Genomic DNA, 20,914 nt, shown 5'->3' with positions numbered 1-20,914 from the left:
TTTAAAGTTTTATTTTGTTCTGTTTTAATCACTTTAGTATCATTAATTGAACAATGTTAAGGTTGGTTATTGGGTATTAGCTAAAGATGTAATATGTTTTTTTACTGATGTTGAGTTGCTTTTTAGCTTGACTGTCAATAAATAATTACTCAAAACATCAATGTCTCAGATTGGTTTTTACTTTTGAGAGGTGGTGTATAAAATTGAGCTGTTTTGAGACCTGTAGTGGTCAAAAATGTGCTTTATTAGCGACAAAAAATGTAATGAGAGAAATTTTAATTTGCGTCACATCGCCTTGTAGGGGAAAATATGGCTTCACAATTGCCCGTTAGACCTTACAAACAAGCAGGAGAGAGCATGTCATCTCGTAAAGTACTCGCTAACGCTATTCGCGCCCTAAGTATGGATGCGGTTCAAAAAGCCAATTCTGGTCATCCAGGTGCCCCAATGGGGATGGCTGATATCGCCGAAGTGCTATGGAATGATTTTCTAAAGCACAATCCAACTAATCCTAACTGGGTCGATCGCGATCGTTTTGTTCTGTCAAACGGTCATGGCTCTATGCTTATCTACTCTTTACTGCATTTATCTGGTTATGAATTGCCTATCGAAGAGCTAAAGCAATTCCGTCAGTTGCATTCTAAAACACCTGGTCATCCTGAATATGGTTATACCCCTGGTGTTGAAACCACAACGGGTCCTTTAGGTGCTGGTATCAGTAACGCTGTGGGTATGGCGATTGCGGAAAAAACCCTAGCTGCACAGTTTAACCGTCCTGGTCACGATATTGTTGACCACTACACTTATTGTTTCTTAGGTGACGGTTGTTTAATGGAAGGTATTTCTCACGAAGCCAGTTCATTAGCCGGTACATTAGGCCTTGGTAAGTTAGTGGCATTTTGGGATGACAACGGTATTTCTATCGATGGTCATGTTGAAGGTTGGTTTACTGACGATACCCCTAAGCGTTTTGAAGCTTACGGCTGGCATGTTATTGCGGGTGTTGATGGTCATAATCCTGATGCTATCCGTGCCGCAATTGAAGAAGCTAAGTCTGTAACAGATAAGCCATCTATGATTTGCTGTAAAACCATTATTGGTTTTGGTTCGCCAAATAAGTCTGGCAGCCATGACTGTCACGGCGCGCCACTAGGTGATGCTGAAATTGCAGCCGCACGTGAATTCTTAAACTGGCCACATGCGCCGTTTGATATTCCGTCTGACGTGTATGCTGGTTGGGATGCTAAGCAAAAAGGTGTGGCTAACGAATCATTATGGAATGATAAGTTTGCTGCGTACCAAGCTGCGTTCCCAGAATTAGCTGCTGAATATGATCGTCGTGTATTAAAAGGCGATTTACCTGCAGATTTCGAAGCTAAAGCACAAGCGTTTATCCAAGAAAGCCAAGATAAAGCTGAAGGTATTGCTAGCCGTAAAGCGTCTCAAAATGCCATTGGTTTCTTTGGTGCTATGTTGCCTGAATTACTTGGTGGTAGCGCTGACTTAGCGGGTTCAAACTTAACGCTTTGGTCTGGTTCAAAAGGTATTCAAGACGATCCTGCCGGTAACTACATCTATTATGGTGTACGTGAATTCGGTATGAGCGGTATTATGAACGGCGCGTCGTTACATGGTGGTTTTATTAACTATGGCGCAACTTTCATGATGTTCATGGAGTACGCACGTAACGCGGTACGTATGTCAGCATTAATGGGCATTCAAAACATTTTCGTTTATACCCATGACTCTATTGGTCAAGGCGAAGATGGCCCTACTCACCAACCGGTTGAGCAATTAGCTAACTTACGTTTAACGCCTAATATGGCAGTATGGCGTCCATGTGATGCAGCGGAAACGGCTGTATCTTGGAAAGCGGCCATTGAACGTCGTGATGCACCTACATCATTAATCTTTAGCCGTCAGGGTCTTAAAGCCCAAGCGCGTACCGCTGAGCAATTAGCTAACGTGGCTAAAGGGGCTTATGTACTGTCTGATTGTAAAGGCACTGCTGATGTGATTTTGATTGCGACCGGCAGTGAAGTGCAATTAGCCATGGATTCTGCTGCAGAGTTAACTAAGCTAGGTCAAAAAGTGCGTGTGGTTTCTATGCCATCAACCACTGAATTTGATAAGCAAGATGCAGCATATAAAGAATCAGTGCTACCAAAAGCAGTCACTAAGCGTGTAGCAATTGAAGCTGCGCATGCTGATTTTTGGTACAAGTACATTGGTTTTGACGGCGGCGTAGTGGGCATGACCACCTTTGGTGAATCAGCGCCAGGCGGTGACTTACTTAAGCATTTCGGCTTCACTGTTGATAATGTAGTAAAAACTGTCCAGTCTTTAGGATAATAGCGTGCCATTAAACACTTATCTATTAAGTGTTTAATCTGTATAATGACGACCTGCAATGCAATTGTAGGTCGTTTTTTTATGCCTGCAATTTCACGTAATTTGATAAAATAAATCAATCGCTTAGTGGATTGTTACTTATGCGTAACCCCATTTGTGCGTTGATTAATTACTCTGGACCCTAAATGATTCGAGTTGCAATTAATGGTTATGGCCGGATTGGCCGCTCAATTCTTCGTGCATTGTACGAGTCTGGAAAACGTCAGCAAATTCAGATAGTGGCCATTAATGAGCTCGCCAAGCCTGAGGCTATTTGTCATCTCACTCAATATGACACCACTCATGGTCGTTTTCAGTATGCAGTTAAACTCGATGGCGATAAGTTACTGATTGGCGATGACAGCATTCAATTACTCAATCAAGCAGATGCCAATTTATTGCCTTGGAGCGATCTCGATATCGATATTGTGTATGAAGCGACAGGCAGTTTAATTGAACGCCAAGCGTGCGAAGCGCATATTCATGCCGGCGCCAAACAAGTGTTGATTAGTCACCCATCGTCAGCCGATGTTGATGGCACCATCGTATACGGTGTTAATCATGATTTATTGCGCCCTGAGCACACCATTATTTCTAATGCGTCATGTACAACCAATTGTATTGTGCCGGTTATTGATGTGTTAGACAGGCATTTTGAAGTCAAAAGTGGCGCCATTACTACCATTCACTCAGCAATGAACGACCAACAAGTGATTGACGCCTATCATGATGATTTACGTCGAACGCGCGCAGCGGGCCAATCTATTATTCCGGTAGACACAAAATTAGCGCGAGGCATTGAGCGTATTTTGCCGCACATGAAAGATAAGTTTGAGGCCATATCTGTTCGAGTGCCAACCATCAATGTGACCGCGATCGACCTGTCAGTCACGTTAGAGAAAAAAGTCAATATTGAGCAAATTAACAGTGTGCTGCAACGTGCGTCAAACGGCAGTTTTAATGGTATTTTAGGTTATACTGACGAGCCGTTGGTGTCGTGCGACTTTAACCACGATCCACGCTCAAGTATTGTTGATGGTACCCAAACACGTGTAAGCGCCGGACATTTAGTCAAATTACTTTTATGGTGCGATAACGAGTGGGGCTTTGCGAACCGCATGCTCGATACGAGCTTAGCGATGATCCAAGCAAAGCAACCCGACCAATAAGGTTAAATATTTTAGTAATGGGCGCTAAGCCGGTTACTTGAGAGATGAGCATTAGGATTTGTAAACCTAGTCGTCATCTAACTCAATACAAGATTTGTTTTTAACTTAAAAAGGAAATGCTAATTATGGCAATTATTAATATGACAGATTTAGATCTGCAAAATAAGCGTGTGCTTATTCGTGAAGATTTAAACGTACCTGTCAGTGATGGCGTTGTGACCAGTGATGCGCGTTTACGAGCATCATTACCAACCATTCAACTCGCACTGAAAAAAGGCGCCGCCGTAATGGTGATGTCGCATTTAGGTCGCCCAACTGAAGGTGAGTTTAATGCAGAATATTCAATGCAGCCGGTAGTCGATTACTTAGCTAAAGCGCTTGATTGCCCAGTGCGCTTAGTGAGTGATTATCTTGATGGCGTTGATGTGAATGTTGGCGAAGTTGTTGTTTTTGAAAACGTTCGTTTTAACGTAGGCGAAGGCAAAAACGATGAAGCCCTGTCTAAAAAAATGGCGGCTTTATGTGATGTTTATGTCATGGATGCCTTTGGTACCGCTCACCGCGCTCAAGCATCTACCCACGGTGTAGGTGTTTATGCTCCTGTTGCTTGTGCTGGCCCACTATTGTCACAAGAATTAGATGCATTAGGCAAAGCGCTTGATAATCCTGCTCGCCCAATGGTAGCCATTGTGGGTGGCTCAAAAGTATCAACTAAGTTAACGGTACTTGAAAGCCTGTCGACCAAAGTTGACCAGCTTGTTGTGGGTGGCGGTATTGCTAATACCTTTATTGCTGCTGCAGGTTATAAAGTCGGTAAGTCATTATATGAGGCAGACTTGGTTGAAGAAGCTAAGCGTCTTGTGGCAAATGCTAGAAGCCGTGGTGGTGATATTCCGGTACCAACAGATGTGGTTGTGGCCAGTGAGTTTAGCCCAACGGCCTCGGCTACACTTAAATCAGTCGCTGATGTCACTGATGGCGATATGATTTTTGATATTGGTCCTGATAGCGCAGAAGCACTGGCAAAAATAATTGAACAAGCCGGTACGATAGTCTGGAATGGCCCTGTGGGCGTATTCGAGTTTGATCAATTTGGTGAAGGCACTAAACGCATTGCGCAAGCAATTGCCAATTCGAAAGCATTTTCTATTGCCGGCGGTGGCGACACGCTCGCAGCCGTAGATAAATATAATATTGCTGACAAAGTGTCTTACATCTCTACTGGTGGTGGTGCTTTCCTTGAGTTTTTAGAAGGCAAAGAATTACCTGCTGTAGCAATGCTTGAAAAACGTGGCGCTTAAGTTCACGTATTCAGCATTTGTGTTGTAATACCTAATAATAATTATTATAAAAAAATGCTTTGTCATCATCGACAGGATGTCGATGGTGGCAGAGTTAAAAATCCGTCCAAACGATAGCGACCTAGGTGAGTAATCACCCTATTAATGGAGAACAAAATGGCTCTTATCTCTCTACGACAACTGCTTGATCATGCTGCTGAGCATGGTTATGGCGTCCCTGCATTTAACGTAAACAACCTTGAACAAATGCGTGCCATTATGCAAGCGGCTGAAGCAACAGACAGCCCTGTCATTGTGCAAGCATCTGCTGGTGCGCGTAAATATGCTCGCCCACAGTTTTTAAAATATCTTATGGCTGCTGCTCTTGAGCAGTACCCTGATATTCCGGTTTGTATCCATCAAGACCACGGCACTGATCCTGACATTTGTCAGCGTTCAATTCAGTTAGGCATGTCATCAGTAATGATGGATGGCTCGTTAATGGCGGATGGTAAAACACCTGCGTCATATGACTATAACGTTGATGTGACTCGTCGTACGGTTGCATTTGCACATGCGTGTGGTGTGTCTGTTGAAGGTGAAATCGGTTGTTTAGGCAGTTTAGAAACTGGCCAGGCAGGCGAAGAAGATGGCGTTGGCGCATCAGGTATTTTAAGCATGGATCAAATGCTTACAACACCAGAAGAAGCGGCACGTTTTGTTGCAGACACTCATGTAGATGCATTAGCGATTGCAATTGGTACTAGCCATGGTGCTTACAAGTTTAGCCGTAAGCCTACCGGTGATGTGCTGCGTATTGACCGTATTAAAGAAATTCACGCACGTATTCCAAACACTCATTTGGTTATGCACGGTTCTTCATCGGTACCGCAAGAGTGGTTGCAGATCATTAACCAATACGGTGGTGAAATTCCAGAAACTTATGGCGTACCATTAGAAGAAATCGTCGAAGGTATCAAGCACGGTGTGCGTAAAGTGAATATCGATACTGATTTACGCTTAGCGTCAACAGGTGCTATCCGTAAGTTCTTAGCTGAACATCCTGCTGAATTTGATCCACGTAAATTCTTAAAAGCATCGATGGAAGCAATGGCAGACATTTGTACTACTCGTTACGAAGCGTTTGGCTGTGCGGGTATGGCGTCTAAAATTAAGCCTAAGTCTTTACAAGCTATGTATAAAGCGTATCAATCTGGTGAACTTGATCCAAAAATCATGTAAACCAAATTAGCGCATGTTGTTATTAAATGGCCCACTGAATTCAGTGGGCCATTTTTTTGTAAATAAATTACGAAAAATGTTGTTTTTTTAAACATCATCACGCATGATTTACGCCCTCAAAATGTCATGTTTTATTGATATAACCCTATCTAGAACGCAATTTCAATTTCACAGTAGAATACCTAATGCATTCAAATTCAGACAAGCCTTTATCATTATTTTCATTGACTTGGCCACTACTTGTGGATTTTGCGCTGCATTTTTTAACCGCAGCAATTAACACGTTTATGATCAGCCATGTGTCATACCAAGGTGTAGCCGCTTTATCGGTCGGTAATATGGTGTTTGAACTGGCGATTACGTTATTTAGTTTCGTCAGTATTGGTGCGAGTGTGGTGATTACCCAATATTTAGGGTCACAAAATAAGGCCTCTGCCAGCGCGGTGGTGTACTCATCTATTGGCTTTAACTTTTTAGTGGGATTGGTTGCTGCCGTGGGTATTTTAACCGGCTCCACTATGATGTTGAATTTAATGAACCTGCCCGCAGAATTAATGGCAGATGGAGAGTTGTACCTGCAAATTGTTGGCTTGTGTCTTATTCCCGAAGCCATGGCAATGTGTTTAGCCGCAGGCATGCGTGCCCATGGATTTACTCAACAAGCCATGTGGGTTACGTTGTCGATGAATGTGATTACTTTTGTGGGTAATTTATTACTGCTTTACGGCTGGTTTGGCCTACCGCAAATGGGTGTTGCTGGAGTGGCGATTAGTACGGTTGCAGGTCGACTTGTAGGCATGACTATTATGGCGGTGCTGTTTGTGCGCTATACCGGCATTACGTTACATATTCCAAGCATATTGCGCCCAGAAACAAAGATGCTCAAAAAAGTGTTCCATATTGGCTTGCCCGCAGCGGGTGAAAACGTGTCATGGATGCTGCAATTTATGGTGGTCACCTCATTTGTGGGGTTAATGGGTGATAAAGCGTTGGCAGCACAGTCGTTATATTTTCAGATCTGTATGTTCATTTTGCTGTTTGGATTATCGATTGGTATCGGTAACGAAATCATTATTGGTCATATGGTGGGTGCGAAAAAGCTTAAAGCCGCAGAACACCAAATGTATCGCGCATTAAAGTTAGGCTTAATTGTTACCACGATAGTGGCATTATTTGTGGCGATATGGGGCCCAAATCTTGTGAGCTTATTTACCGATGAAGCTGACATCGCTTTGCTTGTTGGCCAATTATTTATACTCACGTTGGTGATGGAACCTGGGCGAACATTTAATCTTATTGTGATTAATGCATTACGAGCGAGCGGAGATGCTAAGTTCCCGTTCTTTATGGGCTTATTTTCGATGTGGTGCATTGCTGTACCTGGCGCATATTTGCTCGGCATTCATTATGAGTTTGGTTTGTTAGGCATTTGGGCTGCTTTAGCGTTAGATGAATGGGTGAGAGGGTTGGCGATGTTGTGGCGCTGGCGCAGCGGACGTTGGCAAACAAAAAGCTTAATAGCCTAAATATGCTTACCTCGTTTTAAATATTATTGAGTTAAGCAGATCGTTTCGTACTCATGATTCGTATTCATTTTTTAGGATCAAATCTTGGGTTCATGTAAGCAAGTTAATATTGATTTTGGTCACTATTTTTTCAATCCAGTGGTTAAAGTGTTAATATGCGAACAAATTTGGACAAGATAGCCATCCAAACGTTTTTGTAAATCGTAATTAAAGGACGTAATGACATGAAGAAACTGCTACTAACTGCAGCTATTACACTGGCCATGCCATTTGCAGCACATGCTGGAAGTGAGTTTGTTGAAGGCGATGCGACTCTTGCAGGCGAAGCTGAATTGGGCGCTACGTTAACCACGGGTAACACCGATACCTCTTCTTTTAAAGCGCGTTTAGCCTTAAAGCAAGAATTAGGTAATTGGGAAAACCAATATGTCGCCGAAGGTTTATACAAAGAAGACACTGACGAAGTTACGGCTAAACGCTACTTCTTTGGTGTACAGGGCGACTATCAAATTGATGACCTTAGCTACTTGTTTGCTAACACTAACTACGAAGTAGACCCTTTCACCGGTTACGACTTTACCTCTACAACCTCAGCGGGTTACGGTTATCGTTTTATTGACACCGAAAGAATGTCATTAAAAGCAGAAGCGGGTCCTGGTTATATTTATCAGCAGCTTGATGATGAGCTCGCTGTTTCAGAAGGTTATGATAGTGATGACAGCGTGGTTCTTCACGCCGTGGTTGACTTTCAAACTAAGCTTGGCGAATCGTCTAAGTTTCAACAGAAGTTTGTTGCCGACTGGGGTGAAAAATTAGATGCCCGTTCTGAATCCTCACTCACGGCAAACATCGTAGGTGCATTAGCGATGAAATTTGCAGTGATTGTGCGTTACAACAGTGACCCACTTGATGGCAAAGAAAGCACAGACACTGAAACCAACATGACATTGCTTTACGCATTTTAATGCAATGTGTTAACGCTTAAAAAGCTGGCTTAGCCAGCTTTTTTTATGGTTTATTTTTAGCGAAAAAACTCAGCGTATTAGCGTTCGCTATATTTGTAATCATGCAATGATATCTGGCTCAAAAAACAATCATATTCGAGTCTAGGTTCACGGAACCGGACTTTTATCTACTGATTTAGGCCCATTTGCCCATAAGTCTATTGCTTTAGGAGTATACTTTTTTTATCAGTAGCGACGCTGAGAAAGGACGATGCAAATAGGATGTTGTTGGTTTGATAATGAGCGACGTTTGTTGGTTGATCAAACAAATTCGACTCAGTGGCAATTAAACGATAATGAATATTGGGTATTAACTCAATTAGTTCAGCATCGGGGCCAAGTTGTGCCTTTGAGTATGCTAGAAGCAGTGGTGATTTCAGGTGAAATTGCCCATCAACTCAGCCACACTGAGCTCGTTAGTATCATTTACCATACCATCGATTATTTGTGTAACAGTCACAATGACTTAATCGAATATATTCCAGAACAAGGGGTGATTTTATACCCCATGACTCACGTTAAACATCCCAGAATTTTCGATTTACCAAATCGCTTGTTATCGTTGGGCCAATATGGCGTCATTATTGGCGCACTGTTAGCGTTACTGTTTTTTCTCTGGTCACATATTACTCCCCCCTTGCTTGCCAAAGCCGATGTGCTGCGACAGGTTGTAACGCCTAATGGCAAAGTAGTTCAGTTGTCGGTATTTGATGGGAAACACCCGCAAGATGCTATTTTGCATGGCGAGTGTTTATCCACACAATTGCGTTTATGTCACGATGTGCGATGGGATTCGATTAGTGCGGCTATTTCTGCTGATCGTCACTATGTGAGTTTCATGCTAACCCAATCTAATGAGCCGATAAGACGCTTTAAAAATGTGAAAGTTAGGGTAGAAAATATGCACTTGCCATTTATTACCCAGCAATGGCTTCATGAGGTGCATATTTGTGGTTAGGTTATCAGTGCGCACGCGACGATGGCGCAGAAAAACGCGTCGTTTTGTACAATCAAAACGCGGTAAGTTGACGTTGATATTGAGTATTTTGTTACTCGTGTTGAGCGGCGCCAGTGCACTTGAAAAATGGGTAACCCCACATCATCTATGGCGCTTGACCTGCCATGCTGATGGATATTTATCTAATGTTCAACCCCTTAAATCGGATGCTATGCCTACTGATTTAACGCTGAACTTTGACATTGAACATCAACAAGTTTCATTGCATTATCAACTAGGTTCTAACACTACGGTGGCCGAATTTGCCGTATTAACAGGCGAGGTGAATGAGGTTGATTTAAGTTCGCTAAGTTATCAATTAACGTTACAGATAAAAGCACGACAATTGCAAGACGAGAGTATCTTGCATCCCTATCTCATCAATGAGCTTTCATTATCAAGGGATAGATTACAGCTTTTTGAGTCTTTACCGCTTAAGGTACAAATACTCAATATCGATAATGAGCATTCTCGCGCCACAGTGAAGTTTATTCCAAGCAACAGTTTATGGTCTTGTCAGATAGCGTCTGCAGATCTACATCAGTAACATTGAATAAATTATCTATTAGGTTACTATCCATAACATAGGGAATAATTTAAACGGTAAGTAATCAAAAACTGTGGCAAAAGTTAAAGTAAAACAAGAAGAAGCATTATCAATCAAATTTAGTCATCAAATGGCACCAGGGGATCAGCGTACCTTTGATTTGTACTTTTATTTGCCTAATGAGATGGGGATTGGCTCACACACACTAGACGAAGAGGAATACTATCACAGTGGTATTCTTGGGCGTCGCTCCTATTATTCAAAAGGCTTGCACCTGCCGTTAGTTCAATCGCGTTTTATCAGTTTAAATAAGCGCACCTTAGAGGAATTTCGTTTATACCTTAATCTATTTGCTTATCAATTTGCGGTCGCCATTGAAACCGACGGCAAAGAACTACGGCAAAAAAGTGATGCCAGTGAATTTTATATGGCACTCGATGAGCTGTGCGATGTCGTGATCCAGCTCCTTAAAAAGTTTCGTCGAAATGAACCTAGCGATCCAAAATGGAAATCGTATTTTGAACATGCCGATAATTATCTTTCATGGTTTTGTGAGCAACAATTACTTAAAACGTTAGCGTATTCGCCGCGCAGCTCAGATTTTAGCGACGTGAAAGAGAAAGTATTGAATTTATGCCGCAGTGAAAATCATTACCGTGAAATGGTGTGCAAATACAATTCGATGCAAACTCAGCTAGATGCTAATCGGATTTCGAATAAAATGCTGCTGCTGCGCCGCTTGATCCAACAAGGTGTAGTATTAAAAGAAGAGCTAAAACCTCTGGGCGTGGGGCTGAAAAAGTTTGTCACAGGTCTTGCCACCGGGTTAGTGATGTTAGTCGTTTCGGCGTTAATTATTAAAGCTCAAGGCTTTTTTAATGGCCTAACGTTAACATTATTACTTACGCTTGCGGTTATTTACGGTTTCAGGGAAATCTTTAAAGAAGACTTTCGTAATGCGATGTGGCGCTTTATACAGCGAGGACGCCCGCGTTGGAGCCGCATTTTACGTGATACCACCACTCAGGCTATTGTCGCAAAACAGCTAGTCTGGCTTGAGTTTATGCGTTCGCAAGACATCCCCGACACTGTGTCTGAGATTATGAAACAACGTCATAGCCAAAACAAAGTCGACTCGACCGTGTTGCATTATCGTATTGCCACAAAAGTGGCCAATAAACCGTTTGAGGCGGGGTATTCGCAAATCCAGGAGCAAGTGAACTTCAGCTTAGTGCCATTTGCGCGTCATTTAGAGCGTGGTAAAGCTAAAATTTATAAAGAGTCCGACGGTAATATCAGTAATGAATCTGTTGAGCGTCGTTACCAGGTAAATCTGGTTGCGGTGTTACGCGATGGCAAACAACAGCCTGAATATGCGCGTTTTAAAGTCACGATGAATCGTTCAAGTATTGTCGAAATTACCGAAAGCAAGCTGCCTGATAACGTTCAACCCTTTACGTTGGAGTCAGAAAGCAGTTTAAATGAAGACACTCAAGTTGTGGACCATCATCAAGTAGAGCCTTAAATAAAACAACCCTGATCCAAGTACAGCTTGAATCAGGGTTGTCGTTATTCTACTAAACATTCATTGAGCTAACCGTTAGTTAAGATGGTCAGTATGAGCTGGGCGGGTAAATGCTTGGCAGATATTTTGATCAACTGACTGTTTAGCACGCTTAAGTGCAATTTCAGCATTAGCCAAATATTGCTCTAGCGTTTGTGGTGATACGTAACCTGCAATTCCCATGTTGATGCCTTCACAAAGGTTATTTTCAGTTAAGCATTGCATAACATTTAGCGCATATTGATAGGCACTAGTCGCATCCGTGTCGGGCAATAAAATGACTAATTTACCTAGCTGCCATTGCGATATTTGATAGTTTAATGGCAGCTCAATTAAGAGTTGTAACTCAATGTCTTTTTGGCGCTTTTCTAATTGGCTCATATTACCCATATGGCTGAAAATACCTTCTGGGTTAATCTCCATCACCATTAAGCTCGACTCCACTTTAGTTTGCTCACTGAGATTATTAAAGTGATTTTCAAGCTCATTAAGTCGTAACACAATTGCGCTGCGATGACCAAATACGTTGCTGCTGTTATTAACCTCGACAGTTGGTACCGTTTCTTCGAACGTACAAATCAGGTACTCAATATCTCCGTCATAAGCTAACTGACCCGCTAAAGTGGTTTTTAAGCATTGGCTGTAGCGACTTTTAGTAAAAGGCATGATTTGCGCTGTCCATTCGCCTTGTAAGCTGATTTGCGCACAAATATTTTGCCATTGATTGTTAAGTTCATTACCCAATAGCTCAGTGATGGCAATATTGGTTTCCCCATTTAACGACATTAAATGATCAAACTTGCTGTTGCACTTTATCAGTTTGCCATTGGCATCCGTTAACGCGGTTGCGACGGCACTATCACTGAGTAATTGATATAAGTAAGCTTGGCGCTGACTATCGTAAAGAATGGTGATGTCGTCAAATGTGACCAACCAATACTGTTCTTTACTGTGTGGGCATACTTCACTGCGTATGTGGGTTTGCAAGGTGCTGCTATTGGTATTTTGTATGCTGATTTCGCCGCGCCACTGTTGGTGATGTGCTAAAGCTTCTTTGATTTGTTTAACGCGCTCATCATCGAGGTTTAATACTCGTTGAAAGCTGCGATCGATTAGGGTTTCAATCGATAAGCCGAGTGCTTTTGATGCTTTAGGGTTGGCACTGCCTATGCGGCCGTTATCATTAATAATCAAGCAGCTTAATTCGCTGTTAAATAGGCCATGGCTGAGTTGCAAACTGTTGTGTTTAGCGCGTCGTTCAAGTACGAATAAGTGGCGTAATACGATTAATGCCGATGCCAATAATGCGATGAGTACCCCAGCAATAAGGATCACCATTCGCCACTCAAGGTAGCGTGCTGCAATATCATCGTGGCGAATATAAGACAGTAAAAAATACTCTCTTTTGGTTTCATATTGGCTGGTCAGCTCTACCTTCAAATAAACAAAAGTCGCATTTGTACTATAGAACTGGCCAAAGTTATTCATGGCCATGTCTTTCCATAAGTCAGGGTAAGTTTGTTTTAAACTTGAGCCTAAATTATCGGGCATATTAGTGAGTGGCTCTGGTTGGTTAGCGCCTGCGTATAAAAAGCCTTGAGTGTCGAGCAACAATAATGGCGAATTATGATTAAAAAAGGCCGGCTTAATAGACTCAAGCAACTTGGTGATTGAGTTGTAGGTAACTAAGTAGCCTTTAATACTTTGATCGGGATTTTCTATCCACGACAATTGATAGAAGTAAGGCTCAAGTATGCCGTCAATTGGTGTGAACGACATTGGCGATGTATAAATGTCGCTGCCGCCCATATTACGTCCCGAGCCCAGTAATGCTGCAGGGATTTGCATATTGTCGAAACTGTCAGTGGTTGAGAAGCGTAATTTACCTTCTGGAGAAAACAAGGCTAGGCCCAATAACTCTGGAATATTTTGTGTCAAAGAGTCCCAGCTTTCAGTGACTTTTTGTTGCTGAGTTTTGGAGGGGTTTTGCAGGTATTGGCGCAGTAATTCTGCTTTGGCAAATGTTTGGGTTCTAAACTGCAAAAATGCGGCTTTGTCTGATGCCAGTGATGCGACAGTTTGTAATTCGCTGTAGCGCTGATCTGCCCAGTCTTCTTGCAAGCGACGTTCGCCAAGATTAACGACCATATGGGTGGCAATAAACACTGTAATTAACAGTATAAGTAATTGACTTAACAGAGACAGAATATGTTGTTGAGACCAACGTGCTGCTTGTGATGAGATTAATAACGAGTTAGGAGAACTCACTGCTGTACGTTTAAACATTGCGCCACTTTTTTAGCATTCACTGAATGGCAATACTAGCATGAAGCTCGCGCAGGCAAAACGCCTAGATGTGGATAATTATTTATCCAGAGTTAACCCAGTTTATCTAATTCTCGTTGCTTAAATATAGCGCCATTTTGTTCAGCAATGGCGCGGCAACGTGTTATGTCTACATTCGCTAGACCGTTAATAGCACTCACTTGAACTTCTGGAATAAACTGCGGAGCTTGTTGAATAAATTCAAGCAATGCTTGATAAGAACCCGCAAGCTTTGGCTGACAATGTTGCTCATAGCTTTGTGGGGTATCGGCATTGAGTGAAATCGATAAACTGTCAACGCATTGGCTCAGTTCTGGCAAAATATTACGTCGATGAAAGTGATTACCTAACCCGTCGGTGTTTAATCTCACGCGGCCGCCTTGCGCCTTAATGGCATGAGCTACCTGCAATAAACACTCTAGGTTCAGCGTAGGCTCACCAAAACCACAAAACACATATTCATCAACTTTTTTTACATCCCCAAGCAATGGAATAATATCGTCTGCAGTGATCCGTTTACTTAATGACAAATCATATTCATGAATTTGTTTAGATCCATTGTGTTTAGGGCAGAACTGGCATCTTAAGGTACATCTGGCGGTGATATTAAGATAACGGTTGTTGCCGATATCATAAACTAAGGTGGGGGTTGTGGTGGTCATAATGGTTAACATGACAAGAATAACATCGTATTATTGTAGCTAACTGTATGCCGGTGCTTTGTTGCTTAGCTCGCACTTATGGCAATCAGTCGAAATAAAATATTGAAATAAAAAGAGCGAATGTGATGACATTCGCTCTTTTTTGTAGCCTAAGCTTGGCGTAGGCTCTATTAACTTAACTTAACTTAACTGCGGGCGGTGCTTAAGGTTGCTCATCAAGGCCAAGTGGTTCAGTAGGCGCTTTAGGTTGCCACCACCAATTAAAAAAGCGTCGCCATGTGCGTTTTATGTCATCAAGAATGATGTACAAAATTGGCACTAATATTAACGTCACTAATGTCGAGAATAAAATACCAAACGCCAGTGAGGTTGCCATAGGGATAACAATTTTAGCCTGTAAGCTCTTTTCCATAATAATTGGTACTAAGCCAACAAACGTGGTCAGCGAGGTTAAAATAATCGCCCTAAAGCGATAACAACCTGAGTCGATAGCCGATTGCAATAACGACTTACCTTCTTCTCGTGCGCGGTTAACAAAATCGACTAAAATTAACGAGTCGTTTACCACGACCCCTGCCAGTGCCACGATGCCACACAAGCTCAATACACTCATGGATAATCCAAGCATATAGTGGCCAAATAAAGCACCAATCATACCAAACGGAATTACCGACATAATGATTAATGGTTGGGTATACGACTTAAGCGGAATGGCCATTAGGGCATAAATGGTAAACATGGCAAAGAAAAAGCCTTGTGCTAAGCCCAACATGGCATTTTGCTCATCCAGGCTGCCGCCATCTAATGCCGAAGCCACTTTAGGAAAGCGAGCGGTGAGTTCAGGTAAAAAATCTTCCTGAATTTCAGCGACCACTTTTGAAGGTTCAACGTTGTTTTTATTTACATTAGCCGTAATGGTGATAGCGCGGCGACCATCAACACGTGTAATTGACGCGTATGATTCTCCTAACTCAATCTCGGCTACGGTTGAAAACGGTACCGCAGCACCTGACGGGGTGCGTATCAACATGTTTTCAAGATCGCCCACGGTACGACGTTGCTCCAATGGGTAGCGCACCATGACTTTCACTTCTTCTTTATTACGCAAAATACGTTGAGCTTCATAGCCATAAAAACCGTAACGTACCTGGCGTGCTAAGTCTGACAGCGTCAGCCCTTGAGCTTCAGCTTCTGGGCGGATGTTTAAGCGTATTTCATGCGAGCCTGAAGAGAAGTTATCGGTAATGTCGTACACGCCTTCATAGGTGGCGAGTTTGGCTTTTAGCACTTTGGCTGCTTCTGATAACTGGTCTAAATCACTTGATGTTAATCGGAATGATAAATCACCGCCGGCATCGTTGGTGCTGGCGTTGATGTTCAACTTTTTAATCGACAATAACTCAGGTAGCTGTTTACGCCATTCTTCTGCTATGGCAACGCCATCAACGTCGCGATCTTCAGCTTTTGTGAGCTCTGTAAACACAAAGGCACTGCTGCGCGAGCTAAGCTCGATATAGCTGTGTTTCACCATGGCGTAGCCGTATTCATCTTCAAGTTTTGCGTTCATTTTGTATAACGCATCTTCAACTTGTTGCAGCACTTTTAGGGTGTTTTGCTCTGAGCTGCCTTCTTCCATTTCAAGCTGTACTTGAATGAAGTCCGATGGAATATCTGGGAAAAATACCCAACGAACCTTACCGCTTTGTACAAGGGCTATCGATATAATAAGTACGCCAATAAACACGGCAACCACACTATAACGGCGGCCAATGCAGCGCTCTAAAAAGTGGCGATAAGTGTGATGAATAAAATGTTGTAGCCATTCGTTGATGGCAAATTTAACGCGTGAGAACACATTTGTGGGGGCTTTACGTTTGTTAATTTTCATATTGGCTAAATGCGCCGGTAAAATCAGTTTTGATTCAACTAATGAAAAAGCTAGACACAAAATCACCACCATACCGATGGATTTCCAAATGATGCCCATGGGGCCTGACACCATGATCATTGGGATAAAAGCTGCAATGGTGGTCAATACCCCAAACGTGGCTGGCATGGCTACTTTTTGCACCCCTTTTACGACATTATCCAACGAGTGGCCGTTTTCCTCTAACTCGGTGTAGGCACTTTCGCCGATGACAATGGCATCGTCGACAACTATCCCCAATACCAGAATAAAGGCAAACAATGTCAGCATATTAATCGACATATTAAATGGTTCAAGTGGCATTAATAACAGGGTGCCTAAAAAGCACACTGGCAATCCCATCATGACCCAAAAGGCCAGTTTGAGATCTAAGAATAACGCCAAAATAATGAACACCAACAAGGCACCATAAAACATGTTCGACAGCATCATGTTTAAACGGCCTTGCAAGTAGTGGGTTAAATCTCCCCAGGTATCAAGCTCAATATTGCTGGGTAAGGTTTTTTTACGTTCTGCCACATACGCTTTGACTTGTGACGAAATATCTAATGCATTTTGATCGTCAATACTGGTGATTTCAATCACCGCGGCAGGTTTGCCGTTAAAGCGGGTGTATTCTAAACGCTCTTCGAAGTCGTCATTTATCGTCGCAACTTGTGGCAGCATAATACGGCTACCGTCTGCGCGTGTTTCTACTACTATTTGGGCAAAGTCATCTGCGGTATAGGCTTGGCCTTTAGTGCGCAACAAAATATCGCCATCTTGAGCGCGAATAGAACCACCGGGTAAATCAATAGACGAGTTTTGAACCGCTAAAGCCACTTGCGTAAAAGTGATGCCGTACTCGCGCAGTTTGTCTTCTGACAGTTCAATGCCGATTTCGTAGTCACGTACACCCGTCACTTTAGCGCGGGTTACAGCGGGTAAATCCGTAATGTCATCACGGATTGCTTTGGCCATTTCTTTCATGTCATGCAGCGTCATGTCGCCATAGACCGACACCCAAATAACATTGTTTTCAGGCTTTATTTGGTAAATATTGGGTTTTTCAATGTTGTCGGGGAAGGTGGCAATTGCATCGACCCGAAGTTTCGCTTCATCAAGCACTTGTTGCACATCGTAACCATCCTCCACTTCAATGGTCACCGAACCAACACTGTCACTGGCGACGGATGTGACCTTTTTAATGCCACTAATGTCTTGAATCGCCTCTTCGATTTTTATGTTAATCCCTTCTTCAATTTCTTGTGGCGCAGCACCAGGGTAGGCCACATTGATATTGATGAGATTAAGCTCAAACGTTGGAAACACTTCTTTGTTAATAATTACAGCACTGAATAAACCGCCTATGAGTAACGCGGCCATCAATAAATTAGCCGCCACACTATTGCGGGCAAACCAGGCAATAATTCCTTTATTGGTATCCATGATTATTCACCTGCCGTTGTAGCAGTTTCAGTCTCAGCTACGGGCTTTGCTGATTCTTCACCAAGCACTTTTACGCTTTGGCCGGCATTAAGGCTGTTAATGCTGGTGGTAGATACTCGCTCTCCGGCGGTAAAGCTGCCTTTAATGTACAGGCTATCAACATCTGAGCGGATAATATTCACTTGGCGCATATCGATAATATTGTCTTTGTTCACCACAGCGGCTTGGCCATTACGAATCACATGGCGTGGTAGCTTTACTACATCATCAACCGATTTTCCGGTGATGATGGCATTCACAAAGCTGCCGTATTTAAGCGGTAATTGACCGGGTGTTTTGTTGTTACGTAGATAAGGGTCATGTATTTCGGCAACGAGGTATACCATACGGGTTTGCTCATCAATGACGTTTTCGCTGCGAACAATATTGCCTTCCCAGGTCACTTGTTTACCTGCCAGTAACGCAGTGAGAGTGACGGCGGTTTCTGGATTGTCGACAGATTCCAAATAAGCGAGGTCTTCGTTTGTGAGTGGCAACCTAATTTCAGCAATGCTGGTGTCGTATAGCTCACCTAGATTAGTGCCTAAGGTGACGTATTGGCCTAAGTCGACATTGCGTGCTTTGATGATGCCGTCAAACGGTGCGCGGATCACTGTACGTTCTAAGTTACGCTGGGCGCGCGCTAATGCCGCTTGTGCATATTTGACGTTTGCTTGTTCTTTTTTCAACTGCGGAATACGCAATCCAAGCTCGGGTGGTAGCCCATTGCCAAAATCTTTAAATTCGACTTTAGCGACTTCACCACGTGCTTTTTCCTCGTTTAGCGCAGCCGTTGCTTGCGCGACAGACGCTTCTGCTTGAATGAGGTCAGCTTCATAATCAGATGGCTCTATAATGGCCAGTTGCTCGCCCTTTTTGACAACGCCACCAGCAACAAAATTGGCTGAAACACTCAGCAGACGACCTTGAACCTCGGTGACCAATTGAGTTTTATATTTAGGGTTTACGACGCCATAGGAAGGTAAGTTAAGCGATAAGGTTTGTGGCGTGACGGTTTGCACGTCGATAATCGGTACCGTGATGGGAGTGTCTTTTTGTTCTGGCGCTTCTTTAGTATTAATTAATAACCAGGCTGCGACAGCAAACACTGCGATAATAAAGAGCGGTGACAATCTTCTTAGTATGATTTTTATCATTTCTATTGCTTATCCATGCTGAAATAATGCCGAAGACAGTTAACTACGTTGGCTAACCTGTTCATTCAGATTCATTTTTATTACTTATTACACCTAAATTAACAGAGTCTCAGGTTTATCTAAATAGTTTGATGTAAATAAAATGTTTCAAAGTTTGGTTTTTTACCGATTTTGGCGTTTAGGTTGCCTAAAGTGACTTTTTGGAAGGGGTTACTGTTTGGTTAAGCGGCTTTATATAATGTTATATATTAATAATCATGGGGTTATGCGCACTTCTTTGGTTGGGTATTTTTTGTGCACAATTTGACAATTATTGACATTTTTTTGCCGTATTGCGTCTAGTTAACTGTGGTATATCTTGCTTAGAGTATAAAAAAAGCGAATTACTTAATAATTCGCTTTTTTTGGTGAGTTCAGTGTGAAAAATTACTTTTTCTTAAACTTCTTAGACTTCACTTTTGCATCTTTAGCGTTGGCTTTTTTCTTACCAGGCACTTTAGCTTCTTTATGCTTTGGGCGAAGCTCTTCAATCACACGGCGTTTAAGTGGCAGTTCAATGTAACGCTCAATTTTAGACACAATACGCATGTCATGTGCTTCAACTAAAGAAATCGCCGTTCCTTTTGCGCCAGCACGTGCTGTACGGCCAATACGGTGTACATATGCATCGGCTGAACGCGGCATATCGTAGTTGATAACATGGGTAATGTCGTCAACATCAATGCCTCGGGCGGCAACGTCGGTTGCAAGCAACACATTCACTTCGCCTTTTGAAAACTTACCTAACGCTTGGAAACGTTTTTTCTGTTCCATGTCGCCACGCATAAAAGCACAAGGGATATTGGCTTTAAGCAATAAGCCTTCTAGGCTGGCGACCATTTCTCGAGTTTTAACGAATACAATGGTGCGGGTAACGTTTTCTTGGCGCAAAATGTGGCAAAGCAAAGCAAATTTGTGTGCATTATCATCAGCAAGGTGAATCCACTGGTGCACTTTAGCTTTTTCGCTGCGTGGTGATTCAACATCGACAACGACAGGGTCGTTTAACAATTCACGCGCAAATCGATTAACACCATTACCTTCTAAGGTTGCAGAAAATAACATGTTCTGCTTACGGCCTTGGGCTTCAATCGCAATGGTTTGCACTACTGATGAGAATCCCATATCTAGCATGCGGTCTGCTTCGTCGATGATTAAAATTTCAACTTCAGTCGCATCAAACTTATCTTTGTCTAGATATTCCATTAATCGACCAGGCGTGGCGATTAATAAATCAACGTTATCTTCAAGCGCTTCTTCTTGTGGGCCGTACGGCACCCCACCCGTAATAATCACAATATTAAGATCAAGCCCCGTCGCTAAATGGCTCGCATAACGGTGAATTTGACTGGCTAATTCGCGTGTTGGTGTTAATACCAAAATACGCGCCTGGCCTTCAAAGCGGCGAGGGAAGTCGATAAGGTGTTGTAACGCTGGCAGTAAAAAACTGGCTGTTTTACCGGTACCGGTTGGCGCACGCGCTAAAATATCCCGCTGATCCATGGCCAATGGAATGGTTTGCTGTTGAATAGTGGTAGGGGTGTTATGTCCCATGGCCCTGAGTGACTCTAATAAGCTAGGGTCGAGCTGGAAATCTTCAAATTGCATGCGCTGGTC

General features: G+C 42.7%; 14 protein-coding genes. 9 read left to right on the top strand and 5 right to left on the bottom strand.

Going from position 1 to position 20,914, the window contains the following annotated elements; genetic code table 11:
* The first annotated feature begins 357 nt into the window (after nt 1–357).
* From tkt to ACROAE_RS13160, 9 genes are all read left to right on the top strand, one after another.
* Nucleotides 358–2,352, top strand: coding sequence for a transketolase (tkt, locus tag ACROAE_RS13200; RefSeq protein ID WP_432402464.1), 1,995 nt, complete (start codon nt 358–360; stop codon nt 2,350–2,352).
* 185 nt (nt 2,353–2,537) lie between these two features.
* A complete protein-coding gene (epd, locus tag ACROAE_RS13195) occupies nt 2,538–3,560 on the top strand; it encodes an erythrose-4-phosphate dehydrogenase (RefSeq protein ID WP_432402462.1) in 1,023 nt (340 codons plus the stop codon).
* 125 nt (nt 3,561–3,685) lie between these two features.
* On the top strand, nt 3,686–4,861 hold the full coding sequence (locus ACROAE_RS13190) for a phosphoglycerate kinase (RefSeq protein WP_432402460.1): 1,176 nt from the start codon (nt 3,686–3,688) through the stop codon (nt 4,859–4,861).
* 156 nt (nt 4,862–5,017) lie between these two features.
* Nucleotides 5,018–6,082, top strand: coding sequence for a class II fructose-bisphosphate aldolase (gene fba / locus ACROAE_RS13185; RefSeq protein ID WP_188958423.1), 1,065 nt, complete (start codon nt 5,018–5,020; stop codon nt 6,080–6,082).
* A 185-nt stretch (nt 6,083–6,267) separates the two neighbouring features.
* Entirely contained in the window at nt 6,268–7,608 is a 1,341-nt protein-coding gene (locus ACROAE_RS13180) for an MATE family efflux transporter (protein ID WP_432402458.1), read from the top strand.
* 224 nt (nt 7,609–7,832) lie between these two features.
* Nucleotides 7,833–8,573 carry a DUF481 domain-containing protein gene (locus ACROAE_RS13175; RefSeq protein ID WP_432402456.1) on the top strand — a complete coding sequence of 247 codons (741 nt, stop codon included), beginning with the start codon at nt 7,833–7,835 and terminating at the stop codon, nt 8,571–8,573.
* 289 nt (nt 8,574–8,862) lie between these two features.
* Nucleotides 8,863–9,570: a hypothetical protein gene (locus ACROAE_RS13170; RefSeq protein ID WP_432402454.1), complete on the top strand. Its 708-nt coding sequence runs from the start codon at nt 8,863–8,865 to the stop codon at nt 9,568–9,570.
* A gap of 7 nt (nt 9,571–9,577) precedes the next feature.
* Nucleotides 9,578–10,156, top strand: a complete 579-nt coding sequence (locus ACROAE_RS13165) for a hypothetical protein (RefSeq protein ID WP_432402452.1) — start codon at nt 9,578–9,580, stop codon at nt 10,154–10,156.
* A gap of 73 nt (nt 10,157–10,229) precedes the next feature.
* Nucleotides 10,230–11,681 (top strand): hypothetical protein, encoded by a 1,452-nt coding sequence (locus tag ACROAE_RS13160; RefSeq protein WP_432402450.1) that lies wholly within the window; start codon nt 10,230–10,232, stop codon nt 11,679–11,681.
* Nucleotides 11,682–11,756: 75 nt separating this feature from the next.
* Here ACROAE_RS13160 and ACROAE_RS13155 read toward each other — a convergent pair whose 3' ends face one another.
* The 5 genes from ACROAE_RS13155 to srmB all read right to left on the bottom strand — a co-directional run bounded on the left by ACROAE_RS13155 (nt 11,757) and on the right by srmB (nt 20,905).
* On the bottom strand, nt 11,757–14,006 hold the full coding sequence (locus tag ACROAE_RS13155) for a PAS domain-containing protein (RefSeq protein WP_432402448.1): 2,250 nt from the start codon (nt 14,004–14,006) through the stop codon (nt 11,757–11,759).
* Between the two features lie 92 nt (nt 14,007–14,098).
* Nucleotides 14,099–14,707 carry a TatD family nuclease-associated radical SAM protein gene (locus ACROAE_RS13150; RefSeq protein ID WP_432402446.1) on the bottom strand — a complete coding sequence of 203 codons (609 nt, stop codon included), beginning with the start codon at nt 14,705–14,707 and terminating at the stop codon, nt 14,099–14,101.
* Between the two features lie 202 nt (nt 14,708–14,909).
* The gene (locus tag ACROAE_RS13145; RefSeq protein ID WP_432402444.1) at nt 14,910–18,062 is read right to left on the bottom strand and encodes an efflux RND transporter permease subunit; all 3,153 of its coding nucleotides are present in this window, start codon (nt 18,060–18,062) and stop codon (nt 14,910–14,912) included.
* Nucleotides 18,063–18,064: 2 nt separating this feature from the next.
* The gene (locus ACROAE_RS13140) at nt 18,065–19,258 is read right to left on the bottom strand and encodes an efflux RND transporter periplasmic adaptor subunit (RefSeq protein WP_432402442.1); all 1,194 of its coding nucleotides are present in this window, start codon (nt 19,256–19,258) and stop codon (nt 18,065–18,067) included.
* A gap of 426 nt (nt 19,259–19,684) precedes the next feature.
* Complete coding sequence (gene srmB / locus ACROAE_RS13135) at nt 19,685–20,905, bottom strand: ATP-dependent RNA helicase SrmB (protein WP_432402440.1); 1,221 nt, start codon at nt 20,903–20,905, stop codon at nt 19,685–19,687.
* Nucleotides 20,906–20,914 lie beyond the last annotated feature (9 nt).

It is taken from the genome of Shewanella sp. MF05960, from assembly GCF_050849305.1.
GTDB lineage: Bacteria > Pseudomonadota > Gammaproteobacteria > Enterobacterales > Shewanellaceae > Shewanella.
The sequence above is the reverse complement of the archived record's forward strand: the minus strand, read 5'-3'. Positions and strand labels throughout refer to the sequence as shown.

Bases quoted from the DNA above. Each gene is read 5' to 3' on its own strand.
- tkt (WP_432402464.1), top strand. From the start codon at position 358: ATGTCATCTCGTAAAGTACTCGCTAACGCTATTCGCGCCCTAAGTATG.
- ACROAE_RS13155 (WP_432402448.1), bottom strand. From the start codon at position 14,006: ATGTTTAAACGTACAGCAGTGAGTTCTCCTAACTCGTTATTAATCTCA.
- ACROAE_RS13140 (WP_432402442.1), bottom strand. From the start codon at position 19,258: ATGATAAAAATCATACTAAGAAGATTGTCACCGCTCTTTATTATCGCA.
- fba (WP_188958423.1), top strand. From the start codon at position 5,018: ATGGCTCTTATCTCTCTACGACAACTGCTTGATCATGCTGCTGAGCAT.
- ACROAE_RS13145 (WP_432402444.1), bottom strand. From the start codon at position 18,062: ATGGATACCAATAAAGGAATTATTGCCTGGTTTGCCCGCAATAGTGTG.
- ACROAE_RS13180 (WP_432402458.1), top strand. From the start codon at position 6,268: ATGCATTCAAATTCAGACAAGCCTTTATCATTATTTTCATTGACTTGG.
- srmB (WP_432402440.1), bottom strand. From the start codon at position 20,905: ATGCAATTTGAAGATTTCCAGCTCGACCCTAGCTTATTAGAGTCACTC.
- ACROAE_RS13150 (WP_432402446.1), bottom strand. From the start codon at position 14,707: ATGACCACCACAACCCCCACCTTAGTTTATGATATCGGCAACAACCGT.
- ACROAE_RS13190 (WP_432402460.1), top strand. From the start codon at position 3,686: ATGGCAATTATTAATATGACAGATTTAGATCTGCAAAATAAGCGTGTG.
- ACROAE_RS13175 (WP_432402456.1), top strand. From the start codon at position 7,833: ATGAAGAAACTGCTACTAACTGCAGCTATTACACTGGCCATGCCATTT.
- epd (WP_432402462.1), top strand. From the start codon at position 2,538: ATGATTCGAGTTGCAATTAATGGTTATGGCCGGATTGGCCGCTCAATT.